Raw genomic sequence first — 17807 nt, forward strand, 5'->3', positions numbered from 1 at the left:
CGCCGTCTCGATCACAACGGAGCTGATGCCCCATGACCGCCACGTCCGCGCTGGACAACGTCATCAACCTCGCCAAGCGGCGCGGTTTCGTGTTCCAGGCCGGTGAGATCTACGGCGGTTCGCGCTCCGCCTGGGACTACGGGCCCCTGGGCGTGGAGCTGAAGGAGAACATCAAGGCCGAGTGGTGGAAGACCTTCGTGCGTTCGCGCGCGGACATGGTCGGTCTGGACTCCTCGATCATCCTGCCGCGCGATGTGTGGAAGGCCTCGGGCCACGTCGACACCTTCACTGATCCGCTCGTGGAGTGCACCCAGTGCCACAAGCGCCACCGCCAGGACCACCTGCTCGAGGCGTACGAAGCGAAGAAGGGGCGCGCCGCTGAGGGCATGGAGCAGATCACCTGCCCCGACTGCGGCACCACCGGCGGGTGGACGGATCCGCAGATGTTCTCCGGCCTGATGAAGACCTACCTCGGACCCGTCGACAACGAGGAGGGACTGCACTACATGCGGCCCGAGACGGCGCAGGGCATCTTCGTGAACTTCCTGAACGTGGTGCAGGCGGCGCGCAAGAAGCCTCCGTTCGGGATCGGGCAGGTCGGCAAGGCGTTCCGCAACGAGATCACCCCTGGCAACTTCATCTTCCGCACCCGTGAGTTCGAGCAGATGGAGATCGAGTACTTCGTGCCGCCGGCCCAGGCGCAGGAGCACTTCGACCGCTGGGTGGAGGACTGCTGGAACTGGTTCATCGACCTGGGGCTGAACCAGGACAACCTGCGCCGGCTCGACGTCCCCGCCCAGGAGCGGGCCCACTACTCGGACGGCACGATCGACCTGGAGTACCGGTTCGGCTTCGCCGGCGGCGACGGCTGGGGGGAGCTGATGGGCGTGGCCAACCGCACCGACTACGACCTGTCTCAGCACACCGAACACTCCGGCACGAAGATGCAGTTCTTCGACCAGGCCAACGACGAGCACTACACGCCGTACGTGATCGAGCCCTCGTTCGGCCTGACCCGCGCGATGATGGCGTTCCTCGTCGACGCCTACGCCGAGGACGAGGCGCCGAACACCAAGGGTGGTGTGGACGTGCGCACCGTGCTCAAGCTCGACCCGCGCCTCGCCCCGGTCAAGGCCGCCGTGCTGCCGCTGTCGAAGAAGGACGACCTCAAGCCGGTCTCGCAGGACCTGGCCGCGCAGCTGCGCGGACTGTGGAACGTCGACTACGACGATGCCGGCGCGATCGGCCGCCGCTACCGCCGCCAGGACGAGATCGGCACCCCGTTCTGCATCACCGTCGACTTCGACACCCTCGAGGACCAGGCCGTCACCATTCGTGAGCGCGACACGATGCAGCAGGAGCGCGTATCCCTCGACCAGGTGAAGTCCTATCTGATCGAGCGTCTGGTCAAATGAGCGGCGAGACGACGGCCGGGCGCGGCCCGGCGGACACGGCGGGCCTGCCCTCGGGCGTGCGTCTGCGCGCCTGGGCCGACGGCGACGACCTCGCCCTGCTCGAGGTGTGGGGCGACCCGGTCAATGCGCAGCAGCACCAGGACCGCTCGATGCTCGCGGCGGACTCGACGTCCCCGTGGCGACGCACGCTCGTGGCCGAGGAGGACGGAGTGCCGGTGGCCGCGGGCACGGTGTTCCACTCCACCGTGCACCCGCGTCGGCTGTGGACCTACGTCGAGACGGCGCCGACCGCGCGTCGTCGGGGCATCGGCTCCGCGCTTCTGAACGCTCTGCGGGCCGAAGCGTCTGCGGCGCATGCCGCCGGAGCTGTGCCCTCCGCAGCACTGAAGACACGCTTCGCGAAGAACGCGCTGGTCGCCGCGACCTCGCAGACGCAGGCGGAGGAGGACGCCGACGGCGAGACCAGCCTGGCCCGACACGGCCTGCACGAGCCCGAGCGGACGCAGGAGCAGACCGCGCGGCTCGCGGAGGCTGCTGAGGCCTTCCTCGTGCCCCGCGGGTTCGCCCCCGTGCAGCGCTCGCGGCGCGTGGCCATCGCCCCGGGCAGCCTCGAGCTGCCCTCGGTGCGGGATGAGCAGCACCCGGACGGGCTCGTGTTCGAGGAGGCGGCGACCGGTTCGGTCGAGCTGACGCAGGCTGTCGTGGACTTCTACGACGCGGTGCACGACTGGGACCCCTCGGCGATGAGCCTCGGGGCGGCGCAGAACCTGCTGCTGGGCCCGAGCACGGGCGCGGCCGGGGCCGTGGTGCAGCGCGAGCGGCCGAAGGAGGACGGCGGTGCGATCCGCGCGTTCGCCGTCTCCTACACGGCGCAGCGCCAGGATGAGCCAGCGGACGTGCTGCTCGGCTGGGACCCGCAGCTGTCGGAACCGGAGGCGCTGCAGGCGGTCGCGGACATGCTCGCGGTGCTCGTGGCCCAGCACCCGGTGCAGGTCGAGGTCGACGAGGCGATGGCGCCGCTCGAGCGGATCGTCGATGGGCTCGAGGCCGCCGGAGCGGCCCGCACCCTCGTGGACGCCTATGTGTTCGTCGACGACGCCGACTCCGGCGACGAGCAGGTCACACACACCCGTGCGGAGCCGACGGGGTCCGGGGCCGCCCGGTGATCGACGAGGCCCTGTTCACCCCGAGCACCGCGACCTGGTCCGGCACGTGCGCGTTCCGGCTGCTGCCGGATCACGAGCTGTCGCCGGCGCCGGCGACGGCATCGACGCGGGGCGTGGCCGAAGGCGTGGCCTGGACACTCGACTACGTGTGGCTGCATCCCGAGGACGGCGTGCAGGAGGGCCATCTCGTCGTGGGCGGTCCTCGCGAGGACGGCACCGTGACGGCCGGCTGGGTCGACTCGTGGCACCAGAAGGACGAGATCGCGCTGCTGGCCGGCACGAGCGCCTGCCCGGGTGACAGGACCGGCGAACATTCCGAGGCGGCGACCGGGGCCGGCGCCGTGCAAGTGGCCATGGGGCACTCCGGCTGGGGCTGGCGCATCGAGGTGTTCCGCTCCGATGACGCGCTGCGGTTACGCATGTACAACGTCGTCCCGAAGGGCGTCGAGGGTGTCGAGGGCGTCGACGCGGGGCCGTATCTCGTGATGGACGCCGCGTGGGAGCCGGTGCGGGCATGAGTGTGGACCGGGCGTCGTTGCGCCGGGCGGTGCTGCTCGTCGCCGGGCTCAACCTGGCCTACATGCTCGTCGAGCTGGCGGTCGCGGTGTCGATCGGCTCGGTAGCGCTCGTGGCCGACGCCGTCGACTTCTTCGAGGACTTCGCGGTGAACCTGCTCATCGCGATCGCCCTGGGCTGGTCCGTGGCCCGGCAGGTCCGTGTCGGCAAGATCATGGCGGTGCTCATCGTGCTGCCGGCTATCGCGGCGCTGATCATGGCGGTCATGAAGGTCGGCGACCCCGACCCGCCGGCGTCCGGCCCGCTGCTGGCCGCCGCCCTCGGTGCGCTCGTCGTGAACCTGGTGTGTACGGGGGTGCTCGTGCGGTTCCGCTCGGGCGTGGGTTCCCTGACCGCGGCCGCCTACCTGGCCGCGCGGAACGACCTGCTGGCGGGCGTCGCGATCGTCGCGCTGGCAGGGGTGACTGCGTGGACCGGCTCCGGCTGGCCGGACATCCTGCTCGGCGTGGGGCTCGTGCTGCTCAACGGCACCGCGGCCAGGGAGGTCTGGGAGAAGGCCGAGCAGGAGCGGCTGGCCGAGCAGGCGCTCGCCGGAGAGCTCGACGACGACTGACGAGCACGGGCACGGTCGGGACGGTCCGTGGCAGGCTGGCCTCATGCGTGAACAGGACATCGAGCTGGCCAATCGCCTCTTCGACGCCGCCCGGGCCGGTGAGACCGCTCTGTTAGAGGCGTATCTCGAGGCCGGGGTGAGCACGCGCATCCGCAACCACGCCGGAGACACGTTCCTCACGCTCGCCGCGTACCACGAGCAGTCGGAGACGGTCGCGATGCTCCTGGCCCGCGGAGCCGACGTGGAGGACGCCAACGACCGTGGTCAACGGCCTCTGACCTGCGCGACATTCAAACAGGACGAAGCGTCGATGCGCCACTTGCTGGCCGCCGGTGCGGACCCCGACGCCGGCACCCCCTCGGCCCGACAGACCGCGCAGATGTTCGGCGGGGAGCACCTGGTGCCGCTGTTCGACGAGGCGCGCCACACAGACGCCTGAGTCGGCCCCGGCGCGTCTGGGACAATGGTCCCCACCATGACTGCCTCTTCCCAGACCGCTCCCGTCGACCCGAACGCCGCGCACTATGCGAAGTCCGCCGGCGCCGGTCGACGCATTCCCGACGACGAGCAGCTGCACGAGGGCCGGCACGCCGGGCCCACGCAGAGCACGCTCTCGCTGCCGCCGCTGCGTCTCGGCCCGATCACGATCGACACCCCCGTCGTGCTCGCCCCGATGGCCGGCATCACCAACACGGCGTTCCGTCGCCTCTGCCGCGAATACGGCGGCGGCCTGTACGTGAACGAGATGGTCACCGCGCGCGCCCTGGTGGAACGCAAGCCCGAGTCCATGCGGATCATCCAGCACGACCCCGACGAGGTGCCCCGCTCCGTCCAGCTGTACTCGGTGGACCCGGTCACCACCGGTGCGGCGGTGCGCATGCTGGTCGAGGAGGACCGCTGCGACCACATCGACATGAACTTCGGCTGCCCCGTCCCGAAGGTCACCCGCCGCGGCGGTGGATCGGCCCTACCGTGGAAGTCGGAGCTGTTCGCCTCGATCGTGAAGGCGGCCGTCACGGAGGCCTCGAAGAAGGACCTCCCGGTCACCGTGAAGATGCGCCGCGGCATCGACGAGGACCACCTCACCTTCCTCGATGCCGGCCGCACCGCCCGGGATCTGGGCGTCGCCGCGGTCGCTCTGCACGGGCGCACCACGCGGCAGTTCTACTCGGGCACGGCGGTGTGGGAGGACATCGCCCGGCTGCGCGAGGCCCTGCCGGACATCCCGGTGCTGGGCAACGGGGACATCTGGTCCGCCGAGGACGCGATCGCGATGGTCGAGCAGACCGGCGTGGACGGCGTCGTGATCGGCCGCGGCTGCCAGGGCCGCCCGTGGCTGTTCGGTGACCTGCAGGCCGCGTTCGAGGGCCGCACCGACCGGTTCCGCCCGAACCTCGGCACGGTCGCTGACACCCTGTACCGGCACGCCGAGCTGCTCGTGGACACCTTCGGCGGTGACGAGGTGAAGGCGCTGCGGGACATCCGCAAGCACGTGGCCTGGTATTTCAAGGGCTACGCGGTCGGATCGGCGGTGCGCACTGCTCTGTCGACCGTCCCGGACTTGGCGACGATGCGTCAGATCCTCGCCCAGGTTGACCGCGACGCCCCGTACCCCGGCCTCGACGCCGAGGGGCCGCGCGGTCGTGCCGGCGCCCCGAAGCGCCCGCACCTGCCGGAGAACTGGCTCGACTCCCGCGAGCTGAACGCGGAGCAGAAGGCCATGATCGCCGCGGCCGAGCTGGACGTCTCCGGTGGCTGAGACCCGCGCGCGCCACGACGCGCTCCCGCACCCGGTGCTCTTCGGCCCCGAGGGCCGCCCGCCGTATGCGGGGGAGGCCGTTCAGACGCCCGGGTACACGGCGTGGGACCGCGCCCGCTGGCTGCCCGAACCCTCGAAGTCGACGTACCGTTCGGACTTCGAACGGGACCGGGCGCGGGTGCTGCACTCCTCCTCGCTGCGCCGGCTCGGGGCGAAGACGCAGGTCGTGGCCCCCGACGCCGACGACTTCGCGCGCACGCGCCTGACGCACTCGCTCGAGGTCGCGCAGATCGGCCGCGAGCTGGGCCGGTCGCTGGGCTGCGACCCGGACGTCGTGGACACCGCGTGCCTCTCGCACGACCTGGGGCATCCGCCGTTTGGCCACAACGGGGAGAAGGCGCTCGACGCGGTCTCCGGGGACATCGGCGGCTTCGAGGGCAACGCCCAAACGCTGCGGCTGCTTGCCCGGCTCGAACAGAAGAAGTTCTTCGACGACGGTGTCTCGGCCGGCCTGAATCTGACGCGGGCGAGCCTGGACGCGGCGTGCAAGTACCCGTGGCGGGCCGAGGATGCTCCGCTGCGCGCCGACGGCACCCGCTCGAAGAAGTTCGGCGTCTACGAGGACGATCTGCCGGTGTTCCGCTGGTTCCGGGAGGGGCTGACGGGCACTCGGACGTCAATGGAGGCGCAGGTGATGGACCTGGCCGATGACGTCTCCTACTCGGTGCACGACGTCGAGGATGGAGTGGTCAACGCCGCGTTCCAGCTCGGCTGGCTGCGCCGGGATCACCACCGCGAACGGGTCATCGAGACCACACGGCAGTGGTATCTGCCACAGACGGACCCGGACGAGATCGACGCGGCTCTGGCCCGGCTCGAGGCCACGGAGGTGTGGGTGGCGCAGTTCGACGGCTCCCGTCGGGACCTGGCCGCGATGAAGGACATGACGAGCCAGTTGATCGGCCGGTTCTGCACCGCGGCGTTCGACGCGACGCGGGCCGTGCACGGCAATGAGCCACTGACCCGGCACAACGCCGACGTGGTGGTGCCGGCCGAGACGGAGACGGAGATCGCGGCGATGAAGGGCATCGCGGCGGCCTACGTCATGACCTCGGAGCAGCGGCAGCCGATGTACGCGCGGCAGCGGCAGATCCTCACCGAGCTCGTCGAGCTGTTGGAGGTGACGGGGCCGCGGTACCTCGAGCCGATGTTCGCCCATGACCATGCCGAGGCCGCTGACGACGCGGCGCGCCGGCGGATCGTGATCGATCAGGTGGCCTCGCTGACCGACTCGACGGCTCTGGAGTGGCACCACACCCTCGTGCAGGGCACGGAGTTCCGGAGGGTGTGGATCTGAACGGTCGGGGGTGAGGTGTAGCGTCCGGCGGTCGGGGGTGAGGTGCGGTGCCCGGCGGCCTGACCCTCCGACGATGGTCCCGTGGCAGGTTGCGCGTCCGGTCGGCTCGAGCGCGTCATCGAAGCCGAAGCCGAAGCCGAAGCCGAAGCCGAAGCCGAAAAAGTCGACTTCATACGGTTGAGTGGGGTTCGCAGAGGCGCGTAGGCGTATGAAGTCGACGCAAGAGGCAGGGGCCGGGCACGATGCGGGGCCGCGCACGAGGTGCGGTGCCGGGGCCAGGCACGATGGGGCCCGGGCACGAGGTGCGGTGCTGGGGCCGGGCAGGTGCCGGGGCCAGGCGGACCGCACTGCCGACGGCACCGTCGGGCCCAGGAGTCACCGCCTCCGGGTGGCGCCCGGCAGCTGCTGCCCGCGTCCCCTCGCGCGTGCCATCGCCCGCTGCAGGGCCGCGGCCTTGAGGAGCACCTCGTCGTGCTCGGACTCCGCGTCGGAGTCGGCGACGATCGCCCCGCCCGCCCCCACGCTCCAGCGCAGCCCCGAGGCCGTCGGGGCGAGCACGGCCGTGCGGATCACGATCGACAGCTCGCAGTCCCCGTCGGCGCCGAACATCCCGAGCGCCCCCGAGTAGACACCCCGTGGGGCGGCCTCCCACGAGGCCAGCAGCTCCACCGTCCGGGCCTTCGGCGCCCCCGTCATTGACCCGCCCGGGAACAGGGCGCGGGCGACGTCGACGGCGCTCACCCCGTCGGCGGCCACCCCCGTGACGGTCGAGACGAGCTGGTGCACGCTCGCGAAGGACTCGACGGCCATCATCGCCGGCACCCGCACCGAGCCGGGCTCGCACACCCGCGACAGGTCGTTGCGCAGCAGGTCCACGATCATCAGGTTCTCTGCCCGGGTCTTCGCGTCCGCGGCCAGGGACCGGGCCGCGGTGGCGTCGCGCTCCGGGTCCGCGTGGCGCGCAGCCGTGCCCTTGATCGGCTTGGTGCTGTACACACCCGAGCGGCCCGAGAGGAACCGCTCCGGCGAGGCCGAGACGACGGCCAGCCGCTCCTGCTCAGGGGCGCCCCCGTCGATTTCGAGCAGCGCCGCGTAGGGGGCGGGGCTGCCCTCGCGCAGCGCCATGAACAGCGCCAACGGGTCGATCTCCACGTCATCGGCGACGTCGAAGCGCGTGGTCAGGCACAGCTCGTAGGACTCGCCCTCCCACAGTGCCCGGTGGCAGCGGTCGATCAGCTCGGCATACTCGCCGCGGTTGTGTCGCCACCTGCCGTGCACGGACGAGGCGGGTGACCCAGGCGCGGCGGGGGAGTCCGGGGACGCGGGCGAACGACGGTCATCGGCCAGGCGGTCGTCCGTGGCTGCAGCAGTGTCCGCCACCTCCAGCGCGGCGAGCACCCGCTCGTGCCAGGCGGCGCACGCCTCGTGGACGCGGGCCTCGTCCAGTCCGACGGTGACGCTCGTCAGGGTCCCGGCCCGGTGGTCGAGCACGACATACCGGCTCGGTCGCACCCAGAGCATGCCCGGCACGACCGGGTCCTCAGGTCCGGGCGTCGGGGCCCTGACGCCCAGGTCTGCGAGGCCGAGCTCATAGGAGCAGAACCCGACCACGCCACCGCGCAGTGGCAGGCCCTCCCCGCCGCGCACCTCACGGCCACCGACGAGGGCAGACAGGCGGGCCCACGCCGCCTCGGGATCCGTGTGGCCGGCGCGCAGGATCCTCGGGCCGAGCGGGCCGTCGTCGTCCGCGCCGCCCGCGTCCTCGTCGTTCAGCACGTCCGCTGCGTCGCCGAGCACACTGTGCCGGGCGCCCTCGTCGTGTTCGCCGGCCGGGGTCACCCGCGCAGAGTCCAGCCAGAACCTCGCCCCGGGCTGGTCCGGCATCCGTTCCAGGGCGTGCGCGTAGACGGCCGGGCCCGCGCTGGCGCTCGTGTGTCCGAGGGCGGCCAGCCGTGGGGAATCGATCGTCCGGGTCGCCACGTGCAGCGGCGCGGGTGCCGCCGTCGGGTCCGGCACGGCCACGCTCATGCGGTCCCGCCGGTGGCCTCGGCGCCGATGAGGGCGGGCAACACGCGGGCGGCTGTCCCGGCGAGTCGGTGCGTGACGTGTGGGCTCAGCTCGGTGCGCTCGGGGTTCACCTCGACGACCGGCACCCCGGCCTCGAGTGCGAGCAGCGGCAGGGACGCGGCCGGCTGCACGAACGAGGAGGTGCCGACCACGAGCACCAGGTCGGCGCGCTCCACGGCGTCGACGGCACGCTCCCACGGCCCGGCCGGGAGCATCTCCCCGAACCACACGACGCCGGGGCGCAGCGTCCCGTCCGGGCAGCGGGGGCACGCGGGCGGCTCGTGCCGGAGCATCGCCGCCAGGTCCGCCTCGGAGCCGGCCGCACCCTCATCGGCGACGCCCGGGTCGTGCTCGGCGGGGGCGTCGCACACGGCGCAGCGGTGCTCGAACAGCGAACCGTGCACGTGGGCGAGCACGCGCGCCCCGGCGCGCTCATGCAGGTCGTCCACGTTCTGGGTGACCACGTGCAGGCTGGCCTCCGCTGAACCCGCCGTGCCATCCGCCGCGTCGAGCCGACGCTGCCAGGCCGCGAGCGCCCGATGCCCGGCGTTCGGCTCACACGCGCGGATCATGCGGGCTCGCCAGCGGTACCAGGACCACACCAGTGCCGGGTCGGCGCGGAACGCCTCCTCGGTGGCGAGCTCCTGCGGGCTGAACCGCTCCCACAGGCCGGTCTGCGCGTCGCGGAACGTGGGGACGCCGGACTCGGCGGACATGCCCGCGCCAGTCAGGACGACGGGCCGTTGTGCGTGGTCGACGAGGGTGCGGACGGCGTCCAGCGTCGCGGCGTCGAGGCCGGCGCTGGAGACGGGGTCACCGGGGTTCTGGTGAGGGGAGTCGTCGGGGGTGGCAGGCATGGCTCCAGCCTAGAATGGCGGGCATGGCTGGACTGATCGTGCGCAAGGACATCGACCTCGTCCGCGAGCGCACTGATCTGAAGGCCGTCGTCGAGGAGTATGTGACGCTGCGCTCGGCCGGCGTCGGCTCGTTCAAGGGCCTGTGCCCCTTCCACGACGAGCGCACCCCGTCGTTCCACATCCGCCCGGCCGTCGGCACGTATCACTGCTTCGGCTGCGGTGAGCACGGCGACGTCATCGCGTTCCTCATGGCCCTGGAGCACACGACGTTCACTGAGACGGTCGAGCGGCTGGCCGAACGGGCCGGCGTCGAGCTGCACTACGAGGACGGCGGATCCGGCCCGGACAGGCAGGAGGTAGGGCGTCGGCGTCGGCTGCTCGAAGCGCACAAGATCGCCGACGAGCTGTTCGTGCGGGCCCTCGGCTCGCGCGAGGCGCAGACGGCGCGCGAGTTCCTCACCGACCGCGGGTTCACCGCGGAGCACGCCAAGCACTTCGGCATTGGCTACGCCCCGCAGGGCTGGTCGAACCTGCATGACGAGCTGCGCCGCCGCGGCTTCACCGACGACGAGCTGCGCGCCTCCGGTCTGGTCTCCGAGGGCCAGCGCGGCCTCTACGACCGGTTCCGGGGCCGGCTGATGTGGCCGATCCGGGACATGACCGGCGCGACCATCGGCTTCGGCGCCCGCAAGCTGTACGAGGACGACCCTGGCCCGAAGTACCTGAACACTCCGGAGAGCCCGCTGTACAAGAAGTCGCAGGTGCTCTACGGCATCGACCTGGCCAAGCGGTCGATCGCGAAGAAACGTCAGCTCGTCGTCGTCGAGGGGTACACGGATGTGATGGCCGCGCACCTGGCCGGCGTCGACACGGCCGTGGCCACGTGCGGCACCGCGTTCGGCGCGGAGCACATCAAGATCGTGCGGCGGCTGATCTCCGACGACGGCACCGGCGGCGAGGTGGTGTTCACCTTCGACGGCGATGAGGCCGGGCAGAACGCGGCGCTCAAGGCGTTCGACGAGGACCACCGGTTCCTGGCGAAGACGTTCGTGGCGGTGGAGCCCTCCGGCATGGACCCGTGTGATCTGCGCCAGCACAAGGGCGACGAGGCGGTGCGGGCGTTGATCTCCTCGCGGCGGCCGCTGTTCGAGTTCGCGATCCGCGCGGGGCTGAAGGACTACGACCTGAACACCGTGGAGGGCCGGGCCGGAGCCCTGCGGCACGCGGCGCCGATCGTCGCGGGCATCAAGGACTCGGTGCTGCGTCCCGGCTATGAGCGGGAGCTGGCCGGCTGGCTGGGCCTGGACCCGAACGATGTGCGCCGGGCCGTCGCCGCGGCGGGGCGTGGCCGGCGTGCGGGGGAGCGGGCCGGGGACCGGACGCAGCAGCGCGCGGAGCGTCGGGAGGCGGCGGAGCCGGCGCAGTCGGCCGAGCACGTGGACCAGCAGCCGCGGGTCCCGTTGGTCGTCCCCGTCGATCCTCGGGATCCGACGGCCCGGCGTGAGCGCGAGTCCCTCGAGGTGGTGCTGCAGCATCCGACGTTGCTCTCGGCCGAGCAGTGGCGGGCGTTCTACACGTCGCGGTTCACGGTGCCGCAGTATGCGGCGGTGCACGCGGCGGTGAAGCGGGCGGGCGCGTCGGGGGCAAGCCCCCAGCACTGGGTGGACGCGGTGCGTGACGCGGTGCCCGAGGAGGTCGGGGCGGTCGTCTCCGAGCTGGCGGTGCGAGACATTCCGGCGCGGACGGAGGCGGATGTGGTGCGCTACTGCCAGGACATCATGAACCGACTGTTCGCCCTGCAGATCCAGCACCAGAAGGAGGAGCTACTCGGGCGGCTCCAGCGGCTCGGGCTTGACGGGGCCCACGACGAGTTCGTGCGCCTGAACGAGGAGCTCATGCGGCTCGAGGCACGGCGTCGGGCGCTGCGGGCGGAGGACTGATCGGTCGGTGGGACGGCCGAGCGCGCGGCCGTGCCGTTGACCAGGCGGCCCCGGACACTGGTGGCCGCGTCGTCTGCATGGGCTGTGGCGTCGCGTCGATGTGACTCGCCGGGGACGCTCTGGTATGGTTTCATCCGTTGCTCGGACGGCCCTGGCCGCCGACGACAGCATTCCCCCGTAGCTCAACGGCAGAGCATTCGACTGTTAATCGAAGGGTTGCTGGTTCGAATCCAGCCGGGGGAGCTGAGCAGAAGCTCCCTGAGCCCCTGCACCGACTAGTTCGGTGTGGGGGCTTCGTCGTGCCTGAAGAAGCTCCGGGCCGAGCAGGTCCGCGAGCGAGATGTCTAGCCAGTCGGCAATCTCCATGAGTTCAACGAGGGTGAAATCACGAGTCGCATTCATGCGGACGCTCACGGCACTTCGGGCGATACCGAGGTGACGCGCGAGGTCGCTCTGTGACTTTTGGCGCCGTCCCAGCCATGCGCGAATCTCACTCGCCACCATCGCTGAGCGGGGGTCTCCATTGCTGTGCACTCGTCCTGTCATGACTCCAGGGTACTCGTGATGATATCGAATGTCATCGAATCGAGCCCGAAAGTTCGTGTTACGAGATCATCCGTCTTGACTTGATGACGCGTAACGAGAACACTTGTCCTCATGACGAGACAGACACAGCTCATTCGCCAGATTCGCTCACGACTCGCTCTGCTGGATCGGACGCAACGAGACCTTGGCCAATCGCTCGGCCTGGGTCATGCAGCTATCTCCGCCCGCATGAACGGGCACCGGGACTTTTCCTTCACGGAACTCGAGAAGGTGGCTACGTTCCTGGAGGTCCCACTGCACGAGCTGCTGACGTTCGAGCGTGACGGGGTGATGTCGCAGTGAGCGTGGATCTTCAGCCTTCGCTGGCCGACCAGGGCAACGACCTCCTCACCCAACGTGGAGCGCGTGAGCTGACGGATCAGATCAAGACCGGAATGGAGTCGGTCTGGCACCTGATCCGGGCTGCTTATCGCGGTCGGGCCTGGGAAGCGATTGGGTACCACTCCTGGGACGAATACGTCACACGAGAGTTCGGCAACCTCTATCTGCGGCCGCCGCTCGAAGAACGACAGAACGTGGTCCTGTCCCTGCGTGAGGCCGGAATGAGCACCCGAGCCATCGTGAGCGCCACGCAACTCTCGATTGGCACGGTGCACCGCGAGCTGAGGAGTGCCGAGACAGCAGGTGTTCCAAATGGAACACCTGAAGACGAAGAACACACTCGTGTCCTCGGTGTCGACGGCAAGGAGTACCAGCCCGCACGCCCGCAAGCACCGAAGCCCGCCGTAGAGGCCGTTGAGGAAGACATCGACATTGACGCGGTCCTGGACATGCCCGCTGAGGAGTTTGGTGTCGAGCCTCTGGACATGGAGCAGCGCGACAAGGAAGAAGCTGGGCGCGCCCGTCGAGTGCTGACCGCGTTCAACGGGTCTGGGGCCGCAGCGGTTCCCGCGCTCATCAAGGCTGCCGCGCCGATGGCCTCGCTGGTCTCTCCGGCTACAGGGGAGGCCGCGGTTTCGGACGAGGAGCTGCACGGAGTCGTGTGGGACTCCGCCCGGTGTGTGCGGACCCTGGCGAACGTGATTCAGAGCGTGGGCCGCGTGAAGGGCGAGTCCACGACAGAGATTCAGTCGACCTTGCGGGATGCGGTCGATGACCTGGACACCGTGCTGAAGCGGATTGAGGAGGTCGAGCAGTGAGTGCTCAGGAGCAGTGGGAGGCCCGGACGGCCCGGGCCCGACATGAGGAATCCCCGGTCAGCGGGCAGGCTGCCGAGGATTCCACTCACGTCCATTCCACGATGCAGGTTGGCTCCAATTCATCGGTTGGACGAGATGAGGATACCGCGCCCGATGGTGCCGCGTCATCGGAGCGGCCCGTGGGAGTGCCCCGGCGGCTGGACCCTACGGACGGACGGTTCATTCGGGCGATTGTGATCGGGACGGCCATCGCCGGGGTGGTGGCGTTCAGCATCAGCTTCGCGGCGTTGTACGAGGTCGCGTCCTGGCTGGGACTGCCGCTGTTCATGAGCTGGGCCGTGCCGGTGTTCATCGACCTGGCGATCCTCGTTTATGCAGGTTCGGTGCTGATCCATCAGGCCCGTGGCGAATCGGCGCGAGCGTCCTGGTGGGCGCTCGGGGCGTTCACGGGCTTGTCGATGATCGCTAACGGGGCTCATGCGATGAGCGCGCAGACCGGGAGCGTCTGGCAGTCCTTGGTGGGTGTGACCATCGCGGTGATGGTCCCGGTGGCCGTGTTCGTGGCTACCGATCAGCTGGCGCGGGTCGCGGTTGAGACGCCGGATTCCCGGCGCGCGGAGCAGGCGACGCAGATGTCGGAGGAGGCCGAGCAGATCCGGGCTCGGGCCGAGTTGGAGCGTCAGCGTGCCGAGGTTGAGGCGGAGCTCGCGGCCAGTCGTCGGCAGATCGAGTCGGCGCGGCGTGAAGCCGAGCGTGAGGCCGAGGTCGCTGAGGCTCGGCACCAGCGCGAGCTGGACCGGATGGGTCGTGAGGCTGAGGCCGAGGAGGTCCGGGCGAGCACTGCCTTGGAGTCCACGGCAACGGTGTCCGAGAGGCAGGAAGACACGACGGCCCCGGCTCCGGCTCCGGTGAAGGCATCGGGTGCTGAGGTGACCGCGTGGATCGTGGAGCAGGCCGAGGCGGGACAGGCCCCGTCGGCGGCGGAGATTGCCGAGCGGTTTGGGTGCTCGGAGCGCACGGGGCGTCGCCGACTGGCTGATGCGCGTGAGGCGCACCCGGAGTCGTTCAGCGTGGAGGAGGAGCAGGCATGAGCACGACCGGACGTGAGGACCACGAGGTCGAGATGAACGTGATGGCGGCGGAGTGGGCCATGAATCGCACCGAGACCACGAGCGTGGAGCAGCGGATGGTGCTGATCCAGCTGGCGGCACGGGCTGACGAGGACGGACGTGGGGCCGTGTCGTTGGCACAGCTGGCGCAGTCCAGTGCGCTGACGGTCGGGCAGGTCGAGCGGCATCTTGCCGGGATGAGCTGGCGGCGCGTGCTGGTCGTTGAGGTGCACGACGGGCGGGTGCTGTACCGGCTTCCGCTGACGGAGAGCGAGGGTCAGGCATGAGTATCGAGGCGATGATGTGGGCGCGTCGGGTCACGGAGACCGGCGTGCTGAACACCGGCCAGGCGTTCGTGCTGCTGCTCTTGGGGGATCACGCGGACGAGGAGTGGAGCTGCTTCCCGGGCCAGGAGCTGCTGGCTCAGGGGACGGCGCAGTCGGTGCGGTCGGTCCAGCGTCAGCTGACGAGGCTGGAGGAGCTGGGACTGATCTCGGTGAAGCCGATCTACGGCGGCAGGGACCGTGGTCGGACGGGATCGCGGTACCAGCTGCACCCTCAGACACTGGAGACGGTCACTGGAGAGCAGGTCGAGAACCGCATGAATCCGCGGGGCGACAATCTGTCGTCCAAATCCGAGAACCGCATGAGCACGCGGGGCGACAATCTGTCGCCCAAATCCGAGAACCGCATGAATACGCGCCCTGACACTTTGTCGCCCAAACCTGATTTGGGCGACACCGTGTCCGATTTGGGCGACAACCACGACATCGCGCCTTATAAGGATCGCGCGCGGACTAACCCTCAAGAACCCTCATTGACTGATCCGTCCGTCAGTCCGTCTGTCGTCTCCGGTACGCGAGGCGACGACGACGGACCGACGACGGACGACGAGTCCCAGGACGAGGGGGAGGTGGTCCCGGCTTCGCATCGGGGCGTCGACCTGACCGAGTTGGTCCAGCGAGTCCCAGCCGCTGACTCCCTGGAGGCTGGGCAGGTGCGCTCCATCGTGGACGTGGTCCTGGCTCGGGCGGCTGGACCGGTCCGTAAGCCCACCGCGTTCGTGGCCAGGTCGTTGGCCGCCGAGTTCGAGGAGCTGGTGGCGGTTACCCGCCCACGGTCTGCGCCGTCGAGCGGTGCCGGGGCTGGGCCGGTTGCGGTCCGTCAGGGCCGGGTCGGTGAGCCGTGCGAGAACCCGGGGGTGCATGTGCCCAACTACGGGCGGTCTGTGCTCGATGACTGCCCGCACTGCCGGATCGAGCGCCGGATGATCCCGCGTGAGCCGGTCGGAGCCGGGGCGGTGCGTGACTGATGGGTGAGCGCAACCAGCAGATGACCGAGGCCGTAGAGGTCTCGGGGGAGGAGCTGGCCGAAGCGGTCGCTTCGGTGCGCGGCACGGTGGTCTCCGTGCTCGGCCCCGCGGGCAACGGTGACGTCGTGGACGACGTTCTCCAGACCACGTGGGAGGCCGCGTGGAAGTCGCGGGACCGGTTTGACGCCGAGCGCGGATCGTTGCGGACCTGGGTCGGCACAATCGCCCGGAACAAGGCTGTCGATCACCTGCGTTCGGTCGCTGGGGATCGGGACCGGCAGGAGGTTTTCGAGGCGTCGGCGGTCGCCCGTGAGAAGAACTCGGTGTCGATGTTCCTGGCTGATCCGACCGACGAGGTTGTCGACGCGATGACCGCGCACAGCGAGGTCGCCGCGATCATGCGGGCCACGTTCGCGTGCATGGAGTCTCGGCAGATGGCCGCTCGGGCGTTGGCGGTGGTGATGGTCTACCGCGACGACGTGGCGGCTGCGTCGGCGGCGATGGGTGTCTCGGTATCCGCGTTGCGGCAGGCCCGCCGTGAGCTGGTGCGTTGCGCCCGTGTGGTGCGCGCGGCCCAGCGGGTCGCGGCGTCAGGTGCGCCGGTGACGTTGCGGGTGCTGGTGGGCTGCCTGCCCGACGACGGCGACGCGGGCGACTGGTCCCGCCAGGTGGCGCTGGCCTGCGCGAAGGCCGGGGGCCGTTTCGAGGCCGTCACGGTCGAGCACATCATGCAGACCACCGGGTTCAGCCACTCCACGAGCAGGCAGTACCTCGCGGATACGCGGCATCTGCTGCGGGTCGCGTCGACGGTGATTCGGAACGAGAGGGGAGAGCAGTGAACGAGCAGGAGACGCAAGAGCAGGGTGAGCCGCAGGTGATCTACATCGAGCGGGACAAGCCGAAGAAGCGGCTGAAGGACTCGGTGCAGAAGGCAGCGGCGCAGTGGCGTGAGAACTCGGTCGACGCGCCGTTGCCGGAGCAGCTGAGCGAGCGAGTTCCGGCGAGCTGGGACTCGCCACGAGGCCGGGCGCTGATCGGGGTGGTGTGCCTGGTGATGCTCGCCCTCTGGGTGCTGGTGATGGTTCTGGTGCTGTCGTGACAGACACGGAGGGCGGGGCCGACGAACTTGTGATGAGACCAGACAACGGGCAACGGGAAGGGTAGAGACGATGTTGGACGGGATTGATCCGGACGGACTGTCCGAGTGGACGACCCTGGCAGGTTGGGTGATGGGCTCCGCGCTGGTGCTGCTGATGGTGGCGGTGGCGGGGGGTGTCGCGCTGGCCCTCTGGGGCAAGGTCGTGTTTTCGTCGCGGGCGATTCGCCGTGGGTGGGCCACGGTGGGTGTGACCGCGGTGGGCGCGTCGATCGTGGCGAGTTCGGCGGCGGCTGCACAGTGGGGGACCAGCTTGGGGACCTCGGAGCTGATGCCGGCAGGTGCGCGGCCGCAGGCTGTGGAGGTGAAGAAGGAAGCACCGAAGCAGTCGTGTACGGACATGGCGGTGCGCGACTTCACGAAGGAGGACCCGAAGCCCTCTGAGGAGGAGATCAAGCGGGTCGTGAAGAAGGTGACCGATGGGCAGTTCGAGCACGATGTCGTGCAGACGGCGGTCGCGCCGGGCGATATCTCGGTGAACTCGCTGAAGTGGTATGCCGCCGAGGGTGATGACTGTTCCGCGAAGAACGAGTCCGTGGAGAAGGGCACGGAGGTCAAGGTTGAGGTGACGCAGGTCCTCAACGGTGCGGACGGGAAGTTCCGCCGTTCGACGAAAACGGAGACGTTCACTGTCGGGTGACTGGAGTTGGCTCCCGTTGGAGTCAGGCCCCTGACGTTCTGCTGCGGCAGGACGTCAGGGGCCTTTCTCGTGTCCCAAGGGCCTGACATGCCCCTGGGGTCGTGACGACGTACATCTGGCAGCGGGCGCCTGCCTGCTGGCCGGTGACCTGCCGG

19 protein-coding genes and 1 tRNA gene are annotated in these 17807 nt (G+C 69.9%); 17 read left to right on the forward strand and 3 right to left on the reverse strand.

Features of this window, described 5'->3' with window-relative positions; all coding sequences use genetic code 11:
* Nucleotides 1-32 precede the first annotated feature (32 nt).
* The 7 genes from HDA30_RS00975 to HDA30_RS01005 are packed head-to-tail and all read left to right on the forward strand — an operon-like array spanning nucleotide 33 to nucleotide 6826.
* Complete coding sequence (locus tag HDA30_RS00975) at nucleotides 33-1415, forward strand: glycine--tRNA ligase (protein ID WP_184240819.1); 1383 nt, start codon at nucleotides 33-35, stop codon at nucleotides 1413-1415.
* Nucleotides 1412-2581, forward strand: coding sequence for a GNAT family N-acetyltransferase (locus HDA30_RS00980; protein ID WP_184240820.1), 1170 nt, complete (start codon nucleotides 1412-1414; stop codon nucleotides 2579-2581). Before HDA30_RS00975 ends, HDA30_RS00980 begins: the two co-directional genes overlap by 4 nt.
* On the forward strand, nucleotides 2578-3099 hold the full coding sequence (locus tag HDA30_RS00985) for a hypothetical protein (protein WP_184240821.1): 522 nt from the start codon (nucleotides 2578-2580) through the stop codon (nucleotides 3097-3099). The genes HDA30_RS00980 and HDA30_RS00985 overlap by 4 nt, the downstream gene beginning before the upstream one ends.
* A complete protein-coding gene (locus HDA30_RS00990) occupies nucleotides 3096-3710 on the forward strand; it encodes a cation diffusion facilitator family transporter (RefSeq protein WP_184240822.1) in 615 nt (204 codons plus the stop codon). Before HDA30_RS00985 ends, HDA30_RS00990 begins: the two co-directional genes overlap by 4 nt.
* A 43-nt stretch (nucleotides 3711-3753) precedes the next feature.
* Entirely contained in the window at nucleotides 3754-4149 is a 396-nt protein-coding gene (locus HDA30_RS00995) for an ankyrin repeat domain-containing protein (protein ID WP_158495523.1), read from the forward strand.
* A 36-nt stretch (nucleotides 4150-4185) separates the two neighbouring features.
* Nucleotides 4186-5469, forward strand: a complete 1284-nt coding sequence (gene dusB, locus HDA30_RS01000; protein WP_246418670.1) for a tRNA dihydrouridine synthase DusB — start codon at nucleotides 4186-4188, stop codon at nucleotides 5467-5469.
* Nucleotides 5470-5503: 34 nt separating this feature from the next.
* On the forward strand, nucleotides 5504-6826 hold the full coding sequence (locus HDA30_RS01005; protein ID WP_184242233.1) for a deoxyguanosinetriphosphate triphosphohydrolase: 1323 nt from the start codon (nucleotides 5504-5506) through the stop codon (nucleotides 6824-6826).
* A 375-nt stretch (nucleotides 6827-7201) separates the two neighbouring features.
* Here the strand turns inward: HDA30_RS01005 and HDA30_RS01010 are convergent, their stop codons facing one another.
* Together HDA30_RS01010 and HDA30_RS01015 are read right to left on the reverse strand one after the other, a co-directional pair.
* Entirely contained in the window at nucleotides 7202-8854 is a 1653-nt protein-coding gene (locus HDA30_RS01010; protein WP_184240823.1) for an anthranilate synthase component I family protein, read from the reverse strand.
* Nucleotides 8851-9750, reverse strand: a complete 900-nt coding sequence (locus HDA30_RS01015; RefSeq protein ID WP_184240824.1) for an NAD-dependent deacylase — start codon at nucleotides 9748-9750, stop codon at nucleotides 8851-8853. The genes HDA30_RS01010 and HDA30_RS01015 overlap by 4 nt, the downstream gene beginning before the upstream one ends.
* 23 nt (nucleotides 9751-9773) lie before the next feature.
* Here HDA30_RS01015 and dnaG point away from each other — a divergent pair, with 23 nt between their 5' ends.
* Together dnaG and HDA30_RS01025 are read left to right on the forward strand one after the other, a co-directional pair.
* Complete coding sequence (gene dnaG, locus HDA30_RS01020; protein WP_184240825.1) at nucleotides 9774-11690, forward strand: DNA primase; 1917 nt, start codon at nucleotides 9774-9776, stop codon at nucleotides 11688-11690.
* Nucleotides 11691-11861: 171 nt separating this feature from the next.
* Nucleotides 11862-11933: transfer RNA gene (locus HDA30_RS01025), tRNA-Asn, on the forward strand.
* On the opposite strand, the gene HDA30_RS10800 is transcribed toward HDA30_RS01025, so the two are convergent.
* Complete coding sequence (locus HDA30_RS10800) at nucleotides 11895-12236, reverse strand: helix-turn-helix domain-containing protein (RefSeq protein ID WP_184242237.1); 342 nt, start codon at nucleotides 12234-12236, stop codon at nucleotides 11895-11897. The two genes, HDA30_RS01025 and HDA30_RS10800, sit on opposite strands and share 39 nt — an antisense overlap.
* A gap of 111 nt (nucleotides 12237-12347) precedes the next feature.
* On the opposite strand from HDA30_RS10800, the gene HDA30_RS01035 reads away from it, so the two are divergent.
* From HDA30_RS01035 to HDA30_RS01070, 8 genes are all read left to right on the forward strand, one after another.
* Complete coding sequence (locus tag HDA30_RS01035; protein ID WP_184240826.1) at nucleotides 12348-12578, forward strand: helix-turn-helix domain-containing protein; 231 nt, start codon at nucleotides 12348-12350, stop codon at nucleotides 12576-12578.
* A complete protein-coding gene (locus HDA30_RS01040; RefSeq protein WP_343059252.1) occupies nucleotides 12575-13435 on the forward strand; it encodes a DNA-binding response regulator in 861 nt (286 codons plus the stop codon). The genes HDA30_RS01035 and HDA30_RS01040 overlap by 4 nt, the downstream gene beginning before the upstream one ends.
* 179 nt (nucleotides 13436-13614) lie before the next feature.
* Nucleotides 13615-14526, forward strand: coding sequence for a DUF2637 domain-containing protein (locus HDA30_RS01045; protein WP_343059253.1), 912 nt, complete (start codon nucleotides 13615-13617; stop codon nucleotides 14524-14526).
* The gene (locus HDA30_RS01050; protein ID WP_184240828.1) at nucleotides 14523-14831 is read left to right on the forward strand and encodes a hypothetical protein; all 309 of its coding nucleotides are present in this window, start codon (nucleotides 14523-14525) and stop codon (nucleotides 14829-14831) included. The genes HDA30_RS01045 and HDA30_RS01050 overlap by 4 nt, the downstream gene beginning before the upstream one ends.
* Entirely contained in the window at nucleotides 14828-15856 is a 1029-nt protein-coding gene (locus tag HDA30_RS01055; RefSeq protein WP_184240829.1) for a helix-turn-helix domain-containing protein, read from the forward strand. The genes HDA30_RS01050 and HDA30_RS01055 overlap by 4 nt, the downstream gene beginning before the upstream one ends.
* Nucleotides 15856-16695: an RNA polymerase sigma factor gene (locus tag HDA30_RS01060; RefSeq protein ID WP_184240830.1), complete on the forward strand. Its 840-nt coding sequence runs from the start codon at nucleotides 15856-15858 to the stop codon at nucleotides 16693-16695. The genes HDA30_RS01055 and HDA30_RS01060 overlap by 1 nt, the downstream gene beginning before the upstream one ends.
* Nucleotides 16692-16955: a hypothetical protein gene (locus tag HDA30_RS01065; RefSeq protein WP_184240831.1), complete on the forward strand. Its 264-nt coding sequence runs from the start codon at nucleotides 16692-16694 to the stop codon at nucleotides 16953-16955. Before HDA30_RS01060 ends, HDA30_RS01065 begins: the two co-directional genes overlap by 4 nt.
* A 154-nt stretch (nucleotides 16956-17109) precedes the next feature.
* A complete protein-coding gene (locus tag HDA30_RS01070; RefSeq protein WP_246418764.1) occupies nucleotides 17110-17652 on the forward strand; it encodes a hypothetical protein in 543 nt (180 codons plus the stop codon).
* Nucleotides 17653-17807 lie beyond the last annotated feature (155 nt).

It is taken from the genome of Micrococcus cohnii, from assembly GCF_014205175.1.
GTDB classification, from domain to species: Bacteria; Actinomycetota; Actinomycetes; order Actinomycetales; family Micrococcaceae; genus Micrococcus; species Micrococcus cohnii.

What these genes read in the sequence shown, in the direction of transcription:
- HDA30_RS01070 (WP_246418764.1), top strand. Translation starts at nt 17,110, where the DNA reads ATGGTGGCGGTGGCGGGGGGTGTCGCGCTGGCCCTCTGGGGCAAGGTC.
- HDA30_RS01055 (WP_184240829.1), top strand. Translation starts at nt 14,828, where the DNA reads ATGAGTATCGAGGCGATGATGTGGGCGCGTCGGGTCACGGAGACCGGC.
- HDA30_RS00990 (WP_184240822.1), top strand. Translation starts at nt 3,096, where the DNA reads ATGAGTGTGGACCGGGCGTCGTTGCGCCGGGCGGTGCTGCTCGTCGCC.
- HDA30_RS01050 (WP_184240828.1), top strand. Translation starts at nt 14,523, where the DNA reads ATGAGCACGACCGGACGTGAGGACCACGAGGTCGAGATGAACGTGATG.
- dnaG (WP_184240825.1), top strand. Translation starts at nt 9,774, where the DNA reads ATGGCTGGACTGATCGTGCGCAAGGACATCGACCTCGTCCGCGAGCGC.
- HDA30_RS00980 (WP_184240820.1), top strand. Translation starts at nt 1,412, where the DNA reads ATGAGCGGCGAGACGACGGCCGGGCGCGGCCCGGCGGACACGGCGGGC.
- HDA30_RS01015 (WP_184240824.1), bottom strand. Translation starts at nt 9,750, where the DNA reads ATGCCTGCCACCCCCGACGACTCCCCTCACCAGAACCCCGGTGACCCC.
- HDA30_RS00995 (WP_158495523.1), top strand. Translation starts at nt 3,754, where the DNA reads ATGCGTGAACAGGACATCGAGCTGGCCAATCGCCTCTTCGACGCCGCC.
- HDA30_RS01035 (WP_184240826.1), top strand. Translation starts at nt 12,348, where the DNA reads ATGACGAGACAGACACAGCTCATTCGCCAGATTCGCTCACGACTCGCT.
- HDA30_RS00975 (WP_184240819.1), top strand. Translation starts at nt 33, where the DNA reads ATGACCGCCACGTCCGCGCTGGACAACGTCATCAACCTCGCCAAGCGG.
- HDA30_RS10800 (WP_184242237.1), bottom strand. Translation starts at nt 12,236, where the DNA reads ATGACAGGACGAGTGCACAGCAATGGAGACCCCCGCTCAGCGATGGTG.
- dusB (WP_246418670.1), top strand. Translation starts at nt 4,186, where the DNA reads ATGACTGCCTCTTCCCAGACCGCTCCCGTCGACCCGAACGCCGCGCAC.
- HDA30_RS01010 (WP_184240823.1), bottom strand. Translation starts at nt 8,854, where the DNA reads ATGAGCGTGGCCGTGCCGGACCCGACGGCGGCACCCGCGCCGCTGCAC.
- HDA30_RS01060 (WP_184240830.1), top strand. Translation starts at nt 15,856, where the DNA reads ATGGGTGAGCGCAACCAGCAGATGACCGAGGCCGTAGAGGTCTCGGGG.